Origin of the sequence: Kluyvera sp. STS39-E, assembly GCF_040932435.1 — a bacterium.
Lineage (GTDB): Bacteria > Pseudomonadota > Gammaproteobacteria > Enterobacterales > Enterobacteriaceae > Kluyvera.
In genome coordinates this window covers 1-14,969 of the sequence record NZ_JBFQGA010000001.1, presented here as the reverse complement: position 1 = coordinate 14,969, position 14,969 = coordinate 1, and the positions used below count along the sequence as shown (strand labels likewise).

General features: G+C 50.7%; 14 protein-coding genes and 1 rRNA gene. 13 read left to right on the top strand and 2 right to left on the bottom strand.

The annotated features are described in order from the left end of the window. Positions 1-71 precede the first annotated feature (71 nt). From msrP to fis, 10 genes are all read left to right on the top strand, one after another. Positions 72-1,070, top strand: coding sequence for a protein-methionine-sulfoxide reductase catalytic subunit MsrP (gene msrP, locus AB4K05_RS00075; protein WP_368478044.1), 999 nt, complete (start codon positions 72-74; stop codon positions 1,068-1,070). Further along, complete coding sequence (gene msrQ / locus AB4K05_RS00070; protein WP_368478043.1) at positions 1,070-1,669, top strand: protein-methionine-sulfoxide reductase heme-binding subunit MsrQ; 600 nt, start codon at positions 1,070-1,072, stop codon at positions 1,667-1,669. The genes msrP and msrQ overlap by 1 nt, the downstream gene beginning before the upstream one ends. 234 nt (positions 1,670-1,903) lie before the next feature. Beyond that, positions 1,904-2,356 (top strand): type II 3-dehydroquinate dehydratase, encoded by a 453-nt coding sequence (gene aroQ, locus AB4K05_RS00065; RefSeq protein ID WP_368478042.1) that lies wholly within the window; start codon positions 1,904-1,906, stop codon positions 2,354-2,356. Between the two features lie 22 nt (positions 2,357-2,378). Then, positions 2,379-2,843, top strand: coding sequence for an acetyl-CoA carboxylase biotin carboxyl carrier protein (gene accB / locus AB4K05_RS00060; protein WP_368478041.1), 465 nt, complete (start codon positions 2,379-2,381; stop codon positions 2,841-2,843). A 10-nt stretch (positions 2,844-2,853) separates the two neighbouring features. Next, positions 2,854-4,203, top strand: a complete 1,350-nt coding sequence (accC, locus tag AB4K05_RS00055) for an acetyl-CoA carboxylase biotin carboxylase subunit (protein WP_368478040.1) — start codon at positions 2,854-2,856, stop codon at positions 4,201-4,203. A 110-nt stretch (positions 4,204-4,313) separates the two neighbouring features. Further along, complete coding sequence (locus tag AB4K05_RS00050) at positions 4,314-4,559, top strand: YhdT family protein (RefSeq protein ID WP_368478039.1); 246 nt, start codon at positions 4,314-4,316, stop codon at positions 4,557-4,559. After that, on the top strand, positions 4,549-6,000 hold the full coding sequence (gene panF, locus AB4K05_RS00045; protein WP_368478038.1) for a sodium/pantothenate symporter: 1,452 nt from the start codon (positions 4,549-4,551) through the stop codon (positions 5,998-6,000). The genes AB4K05_RS00050 and panF overlap by 11 nt, the downstream gene beginning before the upstream one ends. Positions 6,001-6,011: 11 nt before the next feature. Further along, the gene (prmA, locus tag AB4K05_RS00040; protein WP_368478037.1) at positions 6,012-6,893 is read left to right on the top strand and encodes a 50S ribosomal protein L11 methyltransferase; all 882 of its coding nucleotides are present in this window, start codon (positions 6,012-6,014) and stop codon (positions 6,891-6,893) included. A 360-nt stretch (positions 6,894-7,253) separates the two neighbouring features. After that, positions 7,254-8,219 (top strand): tRNA dihydrouridine synthase DusB, encoded by a 966-nt coding sequence (gene dusB, locus AB4K05_RS00035; RefSeq protein ID WP_368478036.1) that lies wholly within the window; start codon positions 7,254-7,256, stop codon positions 8,217-8,219. 25 nt (positions 8,220-8,244) lie between these two features. Next, positions 8,245-8,541 carry a DNA-binding transcriptional regulator Fis gene (fis, locus tag AB4K05_RS00030; protein WP_000462905.1) on the top strand — a complete coding sequence of 99 codons (297 nt, stop codon included), beginning with the start codon at positions 8,245-8,247 and terminating at the stop codon, positions 8,539-8,541. 114 nt (positions 8,542-8,655) lie between these two features. Here the strand turns inward: fis and envR are convergent, their stop codons facing one another. Then, positions 8,656-9,321: an acrEF/envCD operon transcriptional regulator gene (gene envR / locus AB4K05_RS00025; protein ID WP_368478035.1), complete on the bottom strand. Its 666-nt coding sequence runs from the start codon at positions 9,319-9,321 to the stop codon at positions 8,656-8,658. Positions 9,322-9,653: 332 nt separating this feature from the next. Here envR and AB4K05_RS00020 point away from each other — a divergent pair, with 332 nt between their 5' ends. The 3 genes from AB4K05_RS00020 (at position 9,654) to AB4K05_RS00010 (ending at position 14,447) form a co-directional block, all read left to right on the top strand. Then, positions 9,654-10,793 (top strand): efflux RND transporter periplasmic adaptor subunit, encoded by a 1,140-nt coding sequence (locus tag AB4K05_RS00020; RefSeq protein ID WP_368478034.1) that lies wholly within the window; start codon positions 9,654-9,656, stop codon positions 10,791-10,793. A 12-nt stretch (positions 10,794-10,805) separates the two neighbouring features. Next, positions 10,806-13,916: an efflux RND transporter permease subunit gene (locus AB4K05_RS00015; protein WP_368478033.1), complete on the top strand. Its 3,111-nt coding sequence runs from the start codon at positions 10,806-10,808 to the stop codon at positions 13,914-13,916. 309 nt (positions 13,917-14,225) lie between these two features. After that, complete coding sequence (locus tag AB4K05_RS00010) at positions 14,226-14,447, top strand: hypothetical protein (RefSeq protein ID WP_368478622.1); 222 nt, start codon at positions 14,226-14,228, stop codon at positions 14,445-14,447. 409 nt (positions 14,448-14,856) lie between these two features. Here the strand turns inward: AB4K05_RS00010 and rrf are convergent. Beyond that, positions 14,857-14,969, bottom strand: a 5S ribosomal RNA gene (gene rrf / locus AB4K05_RS00005); the annotation flags it as partial.

Below are 14,969 nucleotides of genomic sequence, written 5' to 3'. Positions count from 1 at the left end.
ATTTTTCGTGATAAATTCGCAATAACACATAGCCTCCGTCATGCTTAGAAAAATGCATGACGGAGAGCACAATGAGCCAGAAAAAATTAACCGAATCGGACGTCACCGCAGAGTCCGTATTTATGCTGAAACGCCGCCAGGTCCTGAAGATGCTGGGTATTGGTACTGCAGCAGCCTCCCTGCCACTTCATGCCTCCAGCCTTACCGACTGGTTTAAAGGCAACGATCGCCCTCCTGCACCCTCGGGCCCCGCACTAACCTTCGATAAACCCGCCCACTGGCAGAATAAGTTAACGCTCACGCCGGAAAATAAAGTCACTGGCTACAATAACTTCTATGAGTTTGGGCTTGATAAAGCGGATCCCGCAGCCAATGCCGGAAGCCTGCCGACAAATCCGTGGAAGCTCACCATCGGCGGCGAGGTAGCCAAACCGCTCACACTCGATCACGATGACTTGACCAAACGTTTTCCGCTGGAAGAGAGAATCTATCGGATGCGCTGCGTCGAGGCTTGGTCGATGGTGGTACCGTGGATTGGGTTTCCGTTGCATAAACTGCTGGCCGCCGTCGAACCCACCAGCAATGCGAAATATGTCGCCTTTAAGACGCTCTATTCCCCCGAGAATATGCCGGGACAGAAGGACCGCTTTATCGGCGGCGGGTTAGCCTATCCTTATATAGAAGGATTGCGTTTGGATGAGGCAATGAATCCGCTCACCCTGCTTACCGTTGGCGTTTATGGCAAAGCGCTACCGCCGCAAAATGGGGCCCCCATTCGCTTGACCGTACCGTGGAAATACGGCTTTAAAGGCATTAAATCCATCGTCAGCATTATGCTCACCCGCGATCGTCCCGACTCCACTTGGAATCTCGCCGCGCCGAACGAGTATGGTTTCTACGCTAACGTCAACCCACACGTCGATCACCCTCGCTGGTCGCAGGCGACCGAACGTTTTATCGGGGCCGGCGGTATTCTTGACGTGCAGCGTCAGCCGACGCTGCTGTTTAACGGCTATGCCGATGAAGTTGCGTCGCTGTATCGCGGACTGAATTTGCGGGAGAATTTTTAATGCGTTTAACGGCTCGACAGGTCACATGGCTGAAAGTCTGCCTGCATCTCGCGGCATTTTTACCGTTTGTTTGGCTTTTTTGGGCGGTTTCGCAAGGGCAGCTAAGTGCCGATCCCGTTAAGGATATTCAGCACTTTACCGGTAGGATGGCTCTGAAATTGCTGCTGGCAACCTTACTGGTTACCCCGCTGGCGCGCTACGCTAAACAACCGCTGCTCATTCGCGTTCGCCGCTTGCTTGGGCTGTGGTGCTTCGCGTGGGCGACCCTTCATCTCACCAGTTATAGTTTGTTAGAGCTGGGGATTCGCAACTTCTCACTGTTAGGGCAGGAGATCATTACCCGGCCTTATCTGTTGTTAGGTTTTACCTGCTGGCTGATTTTACTGGCGCTGGCAATTACCTCAACGCAGGCGATGCAGCGAAAACTGGGGCGACGCTGGCAGCAGCTACATAACTTCGTCTATCTTGTCGCGATCCTCGCCCCTATTCATTTTATCTGGTCGGTGAAGATAATCTCGCCGCTGCCAGTGATTTACTTCGTTTGCGCAATCGCCCTACTGGCGTGTCGCTATAAGAAGTTTCGCCAATGGGTGCGTTAGCGTCACGATGTGTGCGTTTTCCCGCATTTCTTTTATCGTTCGGTGTTCTTTTCACGATAGCGGTTGATAATCTTCCCTGATAAGACCAGTATTTAGCTGCCAAATGCTACGAAATAGTTATAATGTGCGACCTTGGTTTTCCTGAAAGGGGTTTTTGACCTCTGAAAAGGTGACAATCGCGTATCGAAGGTATATTTTGTTTTTTACCCGAGAATTGCAGGAGATAGCAGCACAATGACTGACAAGTTCCGCATTTTGCTTTTAAACGGCCCGAACCTGAATATGTTAGGCACCCGTGAGCCAGAGAAGTACGGCACGCTGACGCTTTCCCAGATCGTTAGCCAATTAAACGCGGAAGCCGAAACGCTAAACGTCACGTTAGACAGTCTGCAATCTAACGCCGAGTACGTTCTCATCGACCGTATTCATCAGGCTAAAGACAACATTGACTATATCCTGATTAATCCGGCCGCGTTTACGCACACAAGCGTTGCCATTCGCGATGCGCTGCTGGCGGTGAGTATCCCGTTTATCGAGATCCACCTGAGCAACGTGCATGCGCGCGAACCATTCCGCCATCACTCGTATCTGTCTGATATCGCTTCCGGCGTTATCTGCGGACTCGGCGCTGACGGCTATTCATACGCTTTACAGACGGCGGTTAAACGCCTGTCACAATCACACTAAACAAAGAGTACGGAACCCACTCATGGATATTCGTAAGATTAAAAAACTGATCGAGCTGGTCGAAGAGTCTGGCATCAACGAACTGGAAATTTCTGAAGGCGAAGAGTCTGTGCGCATCAGCCGCTCAGCTCCAAATACCGGCTATCCAGTGATGCAGCAGGCCTACGCAGCGCCTGTTATGCAACCGCAGGCAGCACCTGTTGCGGCAGCAGCACCGGCTGCAGCCGAAGCTCCGGCTAAAGCTGAAATCAGTGGTCACATCGTACGTTCCCCAATGGTTGGTACTTTCTATCGCACACCAGGCCCGGATGCTAAAGCATTCGTGGAAATTGGTCAGAAAGTAAACGTGGGCGACACCCTGTGCATCGTTGAAGCGATGAAAATGATGAACCAGATCGAAGCTGATAAATCAGGGACTGTGAAAGCAATCCTGGTAGAAAGCGGTCAACCGGTTGAATTTGACGAGCCTCTGGTCGTCATCGAGTAACGAGGCGAAGATGCTGGATAAAATTGTCATCGCTAACCGTGGCGAGATCGCACTGCGTATTCTTCGTGCCTGTAAAGAACTGGGCATCAAGACCGTCGCTGTGCACTCCACTGCGGATCGCGATTTAAAACACGTATTACTGGCGGATGAGACGGTTTGTATTGGCCCGGCTCCGTCCGTTAAAAGCTACCTGAACATCCCTGCTATCATCAGCGCCGCTGAGATCACCGGGGCTGTTGCTATCCACCCAGGCTATGGCTTCCTCTCTGAGAACGCCAACTTTGCCGAGCAGGTTGAACGTTCTGGCTTTATCTTCATCGGCCCGAAAGCCGACACTATCCGCCTGATGGGCGATAAAGTGTCTGCGATCACCGCGATGAAAAAAGCAGGTGTGCCTACTGTTCCTGGCTCTGACGGCCCGCTGGGCGAAGACATGGACGTTAACCGCGCCCATGCTAAACGCATCGGCTACCCGGTTATCATCAAAGCTTCTGGCGGCGGTGGTGGTCGTGGTATGCGCGTTGTGCGCAGCGACACCGACCTGGCGCAGTCCATTGCAATGACCAAAGCTGAAGCGAAAGCCGCCTTCAACAACGACATGGTCTACATGGAGAAGTACCTGGAAAATCCTCGTCACATCGAGATTCAGGTGCTGGCTGATGGTCAGGGTAACGCTATCTATCTGGCTGAACGTGACTGCTCCATGCAGCGTCGTCACCAGAAAGTCGTCGAAGAAGCGCCAGCGCCGGGTATCACCCCAGAACGTCGTCGCTACATCGGCGAACGCTGTGCGAAAGCCTGTGTGGATATTGGCTACCGTGGCGCGGGTACTTTCGAGTTCCTGTTCGAAAACGGTGAGTTCTACTTCATTGAAATGAACACCCGTATCCAGGTAGAGCACCCGGTTACCGAGATGATCACCGGCGTTGACCTTATCAAAGAGCAGCTGCGTATCGCTGCCGGTCAGCCGCTGTCCATCAAGCAAGAAGAAGTGCAGGTTCGTGGCCATGCGGTGGAATGCCGTATCAACGCCGAAGACCCGAACACCTTCCTGCCAAGCCCGGGCAAAATCACCCGTTTCCACGCACCAGGCGGTTTTGGCGTTCGTTGGGAGTCTCATATTTACGCTGGTTACACCGTACCACCGTACTATGACTCAATGATTGGCAAACTCATCTGCTTTGGTGAGACCCGTGACGTGGCGATTTCTCGCATGAAGAATGCACTGCAAGAACTGATCATCGATGGCATCAAAACCAACGTCGATCTGCAGATGCGTATCATGAGCGATGAGCACTTCCAGCATGGTGGTACCAACATCCACTATCTGGAGAAAAAACTCGGATTGCAGGAAAAATAATCCTGTCGTCTCAGCAAAAGGCCGGTATTTCCGGCCTTTTTTCTTTTTCGCTCCCCTCATCTTTTCCTTGCGGTACAATCCCCGCTTTCTTCATCCACAAGGGACAAAAAATGGACAAGCGTTTTGTTCAGGCCCATAAAGAGGCGCGCTGGGCGCTGTGGCTAACCCTTCTTTATCTAGCAGCATGGTTAGCAAGTGCTTACTTGCCTAATTCAATTCAAGGATTCACTGGCTTGCCGCACTGGTTTGAAATGGCCTGTTTGCTCACGCCGCTGATTTTTATTTTGTTGTGCTGGGCGATGGTGAAATTTATCTATCGCGATATTCCGCTGGAGGACGACGATAATGCAGCTTGAAGTCATTCTGCCGCTCATCGCCTATCTGGTCGTGGTGTTTGGTTTATCCATTTACGCCATGCGTAAACGCACAACGGGAAACTTTCTTAACGAATACTTCCTTGGCAGCCGCTCGATGGGGGGCATCGTCCTTGCGATGACGTTAACCGCCACCTACATCAGCGCCAGCTCGTTTATCGGTGGGCCTGGAGCCGCCTATAAATACGGGCTCGGCTGGGTGCTGCTGGCGATGATCCAGCTGCCGGCCATCTGGCTTTCGCTCGGCGTGCTGGGTAAAAAATTCGCTATTCTCGCCCGCCGCTATAACGCGGTGACGCTCAACGATATGCTGTTTGCCCGTTACCAAAGCCGGCTACTGGTCTGGCTGGCAAGCCTGAGCCTGCTGGTTGCGTTTGTTGGCGCCATGACCGTGCAGTTCATCGGCGGCGCACGTCTGCTGGAAACAGCCGCCGGTATTCCCTATGAAACCGGGCTGCTCATCTTTGGTATCAGTATCGCGCTGTATACGGCATTTGGCGGCTTCCGCGCCAGCGTGCTCAACGACACCATGCAGGGCTTGGTGATGCTTATCGGCACGATTGTGCTGCTGGTTGGTATCGTCCACGCCGCGGGTGGCCTGAGCAACGCGGTGCACACGCTGGAGACTATCGATCCGAAACTGGTGTCGCCGCAAGGGGCTGATGACATTCTCACGCCGACCTTTATGACCTCTTTCTGGGTACTGGTCTGTTTTGGCGTGATTGGTCTTCCCCACACCGCCGTGCGCTGTATTTCTTATAAGGACAGCAAAGCCGTCCACCGGGGGATAATCATCGGCACTATCGTGGTGGCTATCCTGATGTTCGGTATGCACCTTGCGGGCGCACTCGGTCGCGCGGTGATCCCCGACCTCACCGTACCGGATCTGGTGATCCCAACGCTGATGGTGAAAGTGCTTCCGCCGTTTGCCGCTGGCATTTTCCTCGCCGCGCCGATGGCGGCAATTATGTCGACAATTAATGCCCAGTTGTTGCAAAGTTCCGCTACGATCATCAAAGATCTCTATCTGAACCTGCACCCTGAACAGATGCAAAATGAACGCCGCCTTAAGCGGATGTCTGCGGCAATCACGCTGATTTTAGGCGCACTGCTGCTGTTGGCCGCCTGGCGACCGCCAGAGATGATTATCTGGCTGAACCTGCTGGCTTTCGGTGGGCTGGAAGCGGTGTTCCTGTGGCCGCTGGTGCTGGGATTATACTGGGAGCGTGCCAACGCCACCGGTGCGCTAAGCGCCATGATTGTCGGCGGCGTACTGTATGCCGTGCTGGCCTCGTTTAACGTTCAGTACTTGGGCTTCCATCCGATTGTGCCTTCGTTACTGTTAAGTTTGCTGGCATTTGTGGTGGGGAACCGTTTTGGTCATCCCGTCCCACAGGTTGCCGTAATTTCTACTGATAAATAAAGAGTTTTGCCATGCCGTGGATCCAACTAAAACTGAATACAACCGGCGCGAATGCCGAAGATCTTAGCGATGCGCTGATGGAAGCCGGTTCGGTCTCTATCACCTTCCAAGATACGCATGACACCCCGGTTTTTGAGCCGCTGCCGGGCGAAACTCGCCTGTGGGGTGATACTGACGTTATTGGCCTGTTCGATGCAGAAACCGACATGAAGGAAGTCGTCGCTATCCTAGAACAGCATCCGCTGCTGGGAACCGGCTTTGCCCACAAAATTGAGCAGCTTGAAGACAAAGACTGGGAGCGCGAGTGGATGGATAACTTCCACCCAATGCGTTTCGGGGAACGTCTGTGGATTTGCCCAAGCTGGCGAGACGTGCCGGACGTTAACGCGGTTAACGTGATGCTTGATCCCGGCTTGGCGTTTGGCACCGGCACCCACCCAACCACCTCGCTATGCCTGCAATGGCTTGATGGCCTCGATCTGGTTGGTAAAACGGTTATCGATTTCGGCTGCGGTTCAGGGATCTTAGCGATCGCCGCGCTAAAACTCGGGGCAGCAAAAGCGATTGGCATCGATATCGATCCGCAGGCCATTCAGGCCAGCCGTGATAACGCGCAGCGCAACGGTGTTTCCGAACGCTTGGAACTCTACCTGCCACAGGATCAGCCAGAAGCCATGAAAGCCGACGTGGTGGTCGCTAACATCTTAGCAGGCCCATTACGCGAGTTGGCGCCGTTAATCAGCGTGCTGCCGGTTACAGGCGGTCTGCTGGGCCTTTCTGGAATCTTGGCAAGCCAAGCGGATAGCGTATGTGAAGCCTACACTGAGCTTTTCGATCTCGACCCGGTGGTCGAAAAAGAAGAATGGTGCCGGATAACCGGACGTAAGAAGTAATCATTCCTCAATGCGGCCCGTCGGCCGCATTTTCCCCTATTGCAGACTCCATCCCCATCATAAATGCGAAGCAGATCTCATTTATTGCTCCCATTTCGTTCATAAAATCATCTCTTTATCGGCTATGTCGTATGCATTACGTAAGAAAGCGCGAGAACTTTTATGATTTTATTAATGCGCACAAATCATCCACTTTTAGTTAATTTTATGATTAATAAAGATATTTATTAATCATAATTTCTCAGTACCAAGATTCATTGATCTACAACATCTGATTGCTCAAAGTTTGGCCTTTCATCTCGTGAAAAAAATGCGTAATATACGCCGCCTTGCAGTCACAGAATGGTCATTTCTTAACTCATGCGCATCGGACAACATCAGCTCAGAAATCGCCTGATCGCAGCGCCAATGGCTGGCATTACTGACAGACCATTCAGGACGTTGTGCTACGAGATGGGAGCAGGTTTAACAGTATCCGAGATGATGTCTTCTAACCCTCAGGTTTGGGAAAGTGACAAATCTCGCCTACGGATGGTGCACATTGATGAACCAGGTATCCGTACCGTGCAAATTGCCGGTAGCGATCCTGAAGAGATGGCCGGAGCCGCCCGCATTAATGTGGAAAGCGGCGCCCAGATTATTGATATTAATATGGGTTGTCCGGCAAAAAAGGTGAATCGTAAGCTTGCAGGTTCCGCCCTGTTGCAATACCCGGATCAGGTGAAGGCTATCCTGAATGCGGTTGTTAAGGCGGTGGACGTTCCTGTCACTCTGAAGATTCGCACAGGCTGGGCTCCAGAGCACCGTAACTGTGTAGAAATTGCCAAATTGGCTGAAGACTGTGGCATTCAGGCTCTGACTATTCACGGACGCACGCGCGCCTGCTTGTTTAACGGAGATGCTGAGTACGACAGCATTCGGGCAGTTAAGCAGAACGTCTCCATTCCGATTATCGCGAATGGTGACATTACTGACCCGCTTAAAGCCAGGGCTGTGCTGGACTATACGGGGGCTGATGCCCTGATGATAGGACGCGCGGCTCAGGGAAGACCCTGGATCTTTCGGGAAATCCAGCACTATCTGGACACTGGGGAGTTCTTGCCTCCACTGCCTCTGGCAGAGGTGAAGCGCTTGCTTTGTGCGCATATTCGGGAACTGCACGACTTTTATGGTCAGGCAAAAGGGTACCGAATTGCGCGGAAACACGTATCCTGGTACCTACAGGAGCATGCTCCGGATGACCAGTTTCGGCGCACATTCAACGCCATTGAAGATGCCGGCGAACAGCTGGCGGCGTTGGAGGCATACTTCGAAAATTTTGCGTAATTAGAAATAAAGAGCTGACAGAACTATGTTCGAACAACGCGTAAATTCTGACGTACTGACCGTTTCTACCGTTAACTCTCAGGATCAGGTAACTCAAAAACCCCTGCGTGACTCGGTTAAACAGGCACTGAAGAACTATTTTGCTCAACTGAATGGTCAAGATGTTAATGATCTCTATGAGCTGGTACTGGCTGAAGTAGAACAGCCCCTGTTGGACATGGTGATGCAATACACCCGTGGTAACCAGACCCGCGCCGCCCTGATGATGGGCATCAACCGCGGTACTCTGCGTAAGAAGCTGAAAAAATACGGCATGAACTGATACTAATCAGTTTTGTTGTTGATGAAAAAGGCGCTACTCGGCATGGGGACGCGCCTTTTTTATTGCCTTTTTTGTGTCGAAGTAAAACGATTAGATAGCCATTACTGCCCTAGCTCACCCGTTCAAATCAAGCCGCGCAATCGCCGGAGAGTGAATAGCCCAGAGGCTGTTGCCACAAATGACTGCCATAATGTTATCGACCAGCAATGGTGCTTGCCGAGAGAGATCGAATTGCTGTGGGTCTAACAACCAGTGTTTGATAATGCCGCTAAAAGCGCTGTGTAAAATAATTAAGATAATTTCAACATCTGTATCTGCGGGCAAGATATTGTTACGAATGCAAGCCTGCAAAACGGCACGAATAACATCGTAGTTAAAGCCAATTTTCTTTCTTATTTCATGTTCTGACATCATGCCGTTAATAAATTCACACTTATGATACAGTATTTGCATCAATGCCCTCTGTCGGGGCGTTTCGGCAATATACTGAAGCCCGGCAACAAATGTATTCCTTAAGTCTATTAGCGGATTTACCCCATCTTGTTGTATCAACTTGTGATGAATTAAATCACGTAGGGGAAGTTGCTCCTGCCACATTTTATTAAACAACTCGCTTTTACTGGCAAAGTGCCAATAGACCGCTCCGCGGGTCACACCTGCGGCATCGGCAATATCGGTAAGTGTGGTGTTGCTCACGCCATGCAACGCGAACTGCTCGATAGCGGCATCCAGCAAAAGCCGTCGCGTCTTTAGCGCCTCTTCTTTCGTTTTTCTGGCCATATAAAGATTGCTTGACGTTCAATCTGTCGTTAACAGAGGGGCTGTTAATCTATCATTCAGATTATGTCCGATGTTTACCAAAAAGTTGGATTGCATGTTCTTATTTATATAAATTCAGCCAGGAAATACATTTCCACAAATATATTCACAAACCCAATATACGGATTTCATCACGCGCTTATTAAATCGGTCATTTTTATGTTTCCGTGCTTTTGTTAATTCCCATCTTTTACATTTACCATCATTTATTTGTAGGATAACGAACTATTTTTACCCCTCTTTCTTTCACGGTTTTTTATCCCATTTGAGATATCAATCCACAAGGAACTGCAATGACGAGTCACGCCAGAGTTACACTATTATCCAGTTTAATTATCTCTGCGGCATTATTGGGCGGCTGCGATAACTCTGGAGAACGGCAAACGCATGTCCCCCTACCTCAGGTTACCGTCCATGTTGTAAGCAGCGCACCATTGTCTATCACTACGGAGTTGCCCGGCCGAACTTCAGCTTTCCGTATCGCGGAAGTTCGCCCTCAGGTCAGCGGTATCATTCTTAAGCGCAACTTTACAGAAGGCAGCGATGTTGAAGCCGGACAGTCACTGTATCAAATCGACCCCGCGACGTATCAGGCGACCTACAATAGCGCCAAAGGCGACGTGTCGAAGGCACAAGCCGCAGCAACCATCGCCCACCTAACGGTCAAGCGCTATATTCCCCTGCTGGGTACCCAATATATCAGCCGACAGGACTATGATCAGGCCGTCGCTACCGCCCGTCAGGCGGATGCGGATGTATTTGCTGCCAACGCGGCCCTAGAGAGTGCACGTATCAATCTTGCCTATACAAAAGTCACCTCACCCATTAGCGGGCGCATTGGCAAATCCAGCGTAACCGAAGGCGCACTGGTGACCAATGGCCAGACGGATGCACTGGCGACAGTACAACAGCTTGATCCTATTTACGTCGATGTGACCCAATCCAGCAGCGATTTTATGCGCCTGAAGCAAGAAAGCCTCCAGCAGGGCGGCGAGGCGAAAAGCGTGCAGTTGCTCATGGAAAATGGCCAGCCATACGCGCTGAAAGGTTCATTGCAGTTTTCCGACGTGACCGTCGATGAGACCACCGGTTCAATAACCCTGCGAGCCATTTTCCCTAATCCGCAGCATGTATTGCTGCCAGGCATGTTTGTGCGTGCGCGCATTGACGAAGGCATCAATCCGAAAGCGATGCTGGTTCCACAGCAGGGCGTAACCCGAACACCACGAGGCGATGCCACCGTTTTACTGGTTAACGAAAAAAATCAGGTCGAAACACGTGCTGTAGTTGCCACACAGGCAATTGGCGATCAGTGGCTGATAACCAGCGGCCTGAAAGCAGGTGAAAAGGTGATTATTAGCGGACTTCAGAAGGTACACCCTGGCGCTACGGTGCAGGCTGAAAAAGATACCGCAGCGCCTGCTGCGCAATAAGGTACAGATCCCATGTCTAAGTTTTTTATTCATCGCCCCGTATTTGCTTGGGTGCTGGCCATCATTATGATGATTGCAGGTGCTCTGGCGATTCTGCAACTGCCTATAGCCCAATACCCAACTATTGCTCCCCCTGCCGTGGCGATTTCAGCAACCTATCCCGGCGCTGATGCCCAGACGGTCCAGGATACGGTTACTCAGGTCATCGAACAGAATATGAACGGGATCGATAACCTGATGTATATGTCCTCAACCAGTGACTCGGCGGGTTCGGTGACGATTACACTGACCTTCCAATCAGGAACCGATCCGGACATTGCCCAGGTTCAGGTACAGAACAAGCTGCAACTCGCCACGCCGCTTCTGCCGCAAGAAGTTCAACAACAGGGGATCAGCGTAGAGAAATCAAGCAGCAGCTTTCTGCTAGTGGCTGGCTTTATCTCTGATAACCCTAAAACGATACAGGATGATATCTCAGACTATATCGCCTCTAACGTTAAGGATCCGATTAGCCGGCTCAATGGCGTCGGAGATGTTCAGCTTTTTGGTGCCCAGTATGCAATGCGTATCTGGCTCGATGGTAACCAGCTAAATAAGTACAACCTGACGCCAGTTGACGTTATTAATCAGCTTAAAGTCCAGAATGATCAGATTGCCGCTGGTCAGTTGGGTGGCACGCCTGCCGTAAAGGGTCAACAGCTTAACGCCTCAATCATCGCTCAAACGCGACTCAAAGATCCGCAGGAATTTGGTAAGGTTACGCTGCGCGTCAATGCAGATGGCTCGGTGGTACATCTTAGCGATGTGGCTCGTATCGAGCTTGGTGGTGAGAACTATAACGTTGTCGCCCGTATTAACGGCAAACCAGCCTCGGGCCTGGGGATTAAATTGGCGACCGGCGCAAACGCGCTTGATACGGCTAACGCCATTAAAGCCAAGCTTGCTGAGTTACAGCCGTACTTTCCGCAGGGAATGAAGGTAGTGTACCCCTACGATACTACGCCATTTGTGACTCTCTCCATCCACGAAGTAATCAAGACGCTATTTGAAGCGATTATCCTTGTTTTCCTTGTCATGTACCTGTTCTTGCAGAACATCCGTGCAACGCTTATCCCAACAATCGCCGTTCCAGTTGTGCTGTTAGGCACCTTTGCGGTGTTAGCAATATTTGGCTACTCGATCAATACGCTCACGATGTTCGGGATGGTGCTGGCGATAGGTTTACTCGTCGATGACGCCATCGTGGTAGTCGAAAACGTCGAACGCGTCATGGTAGAAGAGAAGCTCTCACCTATTGAAGCGACGGAGAAATCCATGTCGCAGATCCAAGGAGCATTGGTCGGCATTGCGATGGTGCTTTCGGCGGTGTTTGTGCCAATGGCTTTCTTTGGCGGTTCGACCGGGGCTATTTATCGTCAGTTTTCTATCACCATCGTGTCGGCTATGGCGCTATCCGTTTTGGTCGCATTAATCCTGACACCAGCGCTGTGTGCCACACTGTTGAAGCCTGCATCTGCCGATCACTATGAGAAAAAAGGATTCTTTGGTTGGTTTAACAATAAGTTCGATATCAGCGTCAATCACTACTCCAAAAGCGTGAGCGGTATTCTCCGCTGCACCGGGCGCTATCTGGTTATCTACCTGCTCATTGTTATCGGTATGGCAGTGCTATTTGTACGCCTGCCAACCTCCTTCCTACCGGAGGAGGATCAGGGCGTGTTCATGACGATGGTTCAACTACCAGCAGGTGCCACACAGGAACGTACGCAAAAGGTTCTCGATGATGTCAGCCGCTATTATCTGACCCAAGAGAAGGCAAACGTAGAGAGCGTCTTTACTGTCAACGGCTTTAGCTTTAGCGGCCAAGGCCAGAATTCGGGGATGGCGTTTGTGAGCCTCAAACCTTGGGAAGAACGCAGCAGTAGTGAAAACAGCGCCGAATTCATTATTAAACGCGCTACCCTGGCATTCAGCCAGATTAAAGATGCCATGGTCTTCCCGTTCAACATGCCGGCTATTATCGAATTGGGCACGGCGACCGGTTTTGACTTCGAGTTGATTGACCAAGGTAGCCTTGGCCATGCGGCACTGACGCAAGCACGAAACGAGCTGCTGGGTATGGTACATCAGCATCCCGATCAGCTGGTACGCGTTCGTCCTAACGGACTGGAAGATACCGCGCAGTTTAAGCTTGATGTCGACCAAGAAAAGGCCCAAGCGCTCGGGATCTCACTTTCTGATCTTAATGAGACAATTTCTGCGGCACTCGGCGGATATTACGTAAACGATTTTATCGATCATGGCCGCGTGAAGAAAGTGTATGTTCAGGCCGATGCGAAATTCCGTATGCTGCCAAATGACATCAACAATATGTATGTACGCAGCGCCAACGGTGGCATGGTTCCATTCTCCGCATTTGTGACCTCTCGCTGGGTGTATGGTTCTCCGCGTCTAGAACGTTACAACGGCCTGCCTTCGATGGAAATCCTCGGTGAGGCAGCACCGGGTAAAAGCACCGGTGAAGCAATGGCCTTAATGGAAAAGCTGGCCGCTAAACTTCCAGCTGGTATTGGTTTCGATTGGACGGGCATGTCTTATCAGGAGCGTCTATCTGGAAATCAGGCTCCTGCGCTGTACGCAATCTCGTTGATTGTTGTCTTCCTCTGTTTGGCGGCACTCTACGAGAGTTGGTCCATTCCGTTCTCGGTGATGCTTGTGGTTCCACTTGGTGTTGTTGGCGCGTTGCTGGCAGCCTCACTGCGTGGCCTAAATAATGATGTTTACTTCCAGGTGGGGCTTCTGACGACGATCGGGCTCTCGGCAAAAAATGCCATTTTGATCGTCGAATTTGCTAAAGATCTTATGGATAAGGAAGGTAAAGGGATCATCGAGGCTACACTCGAAGCATCACGTATGCGCTTGCGTCCCATTCTAATGACTTCTCTGGCGTTTATTCTCGGCGTAATGCCGCTAGTGATGAGCCATGGTGCAGGTAGTGGCGCGCAGAATGCCGTGGGAACCGGCGTAATGGGTGGAATGCTAACGGCTACGTTGTTAGCTATTTTCTTTGTCCCAGTGTTCTTCGTGGTTGTCAGACGTCGATTTACCCGGCACTCCGAGTAACATGCATGTATAGCTCACTAAAGGCGCCTACGGCGCCTTTTTTATGCAGGGCATTCCAACAATATAAGAAACAATATGTTATCCATGAATCCGCTGATTACGCTATTTGAAACATTCATTCGCGATTATCCTCTACATTATTTCTGCACAATCCCTTCAATCTCAATGCTGGTTCTCCATGATATTTACGTAACACATAAATTGAGATTATTTCCCCTATCCGAATGCGATGGGCGAGGTGATAAAATAGGTCATTCCGTGATACAGCATTCTGGTGATGTATTTGATCGGATTTTAAGAGGCAATATCATGAAAAAATTCATCCTAGTGTCGCTGCTAGCAACCTTACTTGCTGGCTGTGCACATGATTCACCTTGCGTGCCCGTTTATGACGATCAGGGACGCCTAGTTCACACGAACACCTGCATGAAAGGAACTACGCAAGATAACTGGGAAACGGCTGGTGCAATCGCCGGCGGCGCGGCTGCAATCGCTGGTCTGACGTTAGGCATCGTAGCCTTAACCAAATAATTCCCTTCTCGCCTGCACCTATTGTCAGCACTGGACGACATAAGTGCAGGTTTATTTATTCACCGACAATAAACCTCGCCGATTTTATTTTTATAACCACACCAATCACCGTCATATAATAAAACAACAGTTTCCGCTGATTTATTTACAACTGACGCATTCTTCTGCCATCAAATATCAATTATTATCGCTTGGGATTATTCGATAACATCTTATTGCACTTGGCAATTAATAAGTTAGATATGGTCATAATGATCGATGTACGGCATTAACATCACCGTCTTTATCTAATGAGTTGAGCCCAACAACGCAAAAGCCCATCCGAAGGATGGGCTTTTGTTTAGCACTTAGTTTATTTCAAATAAACAAAAGGCCCAGTCTTTCGACTGGGCCTTTTGTTTTAATTGGTGTCTGGCAGTTCCCTACTCTCGCATGGGGAGACCCCACACTACCATCGGCGCTACGGCGTTTCACTTCTGAGTTCGGCATGGGGTCAGGTGGGACCACCGCGCTACTGCCGCC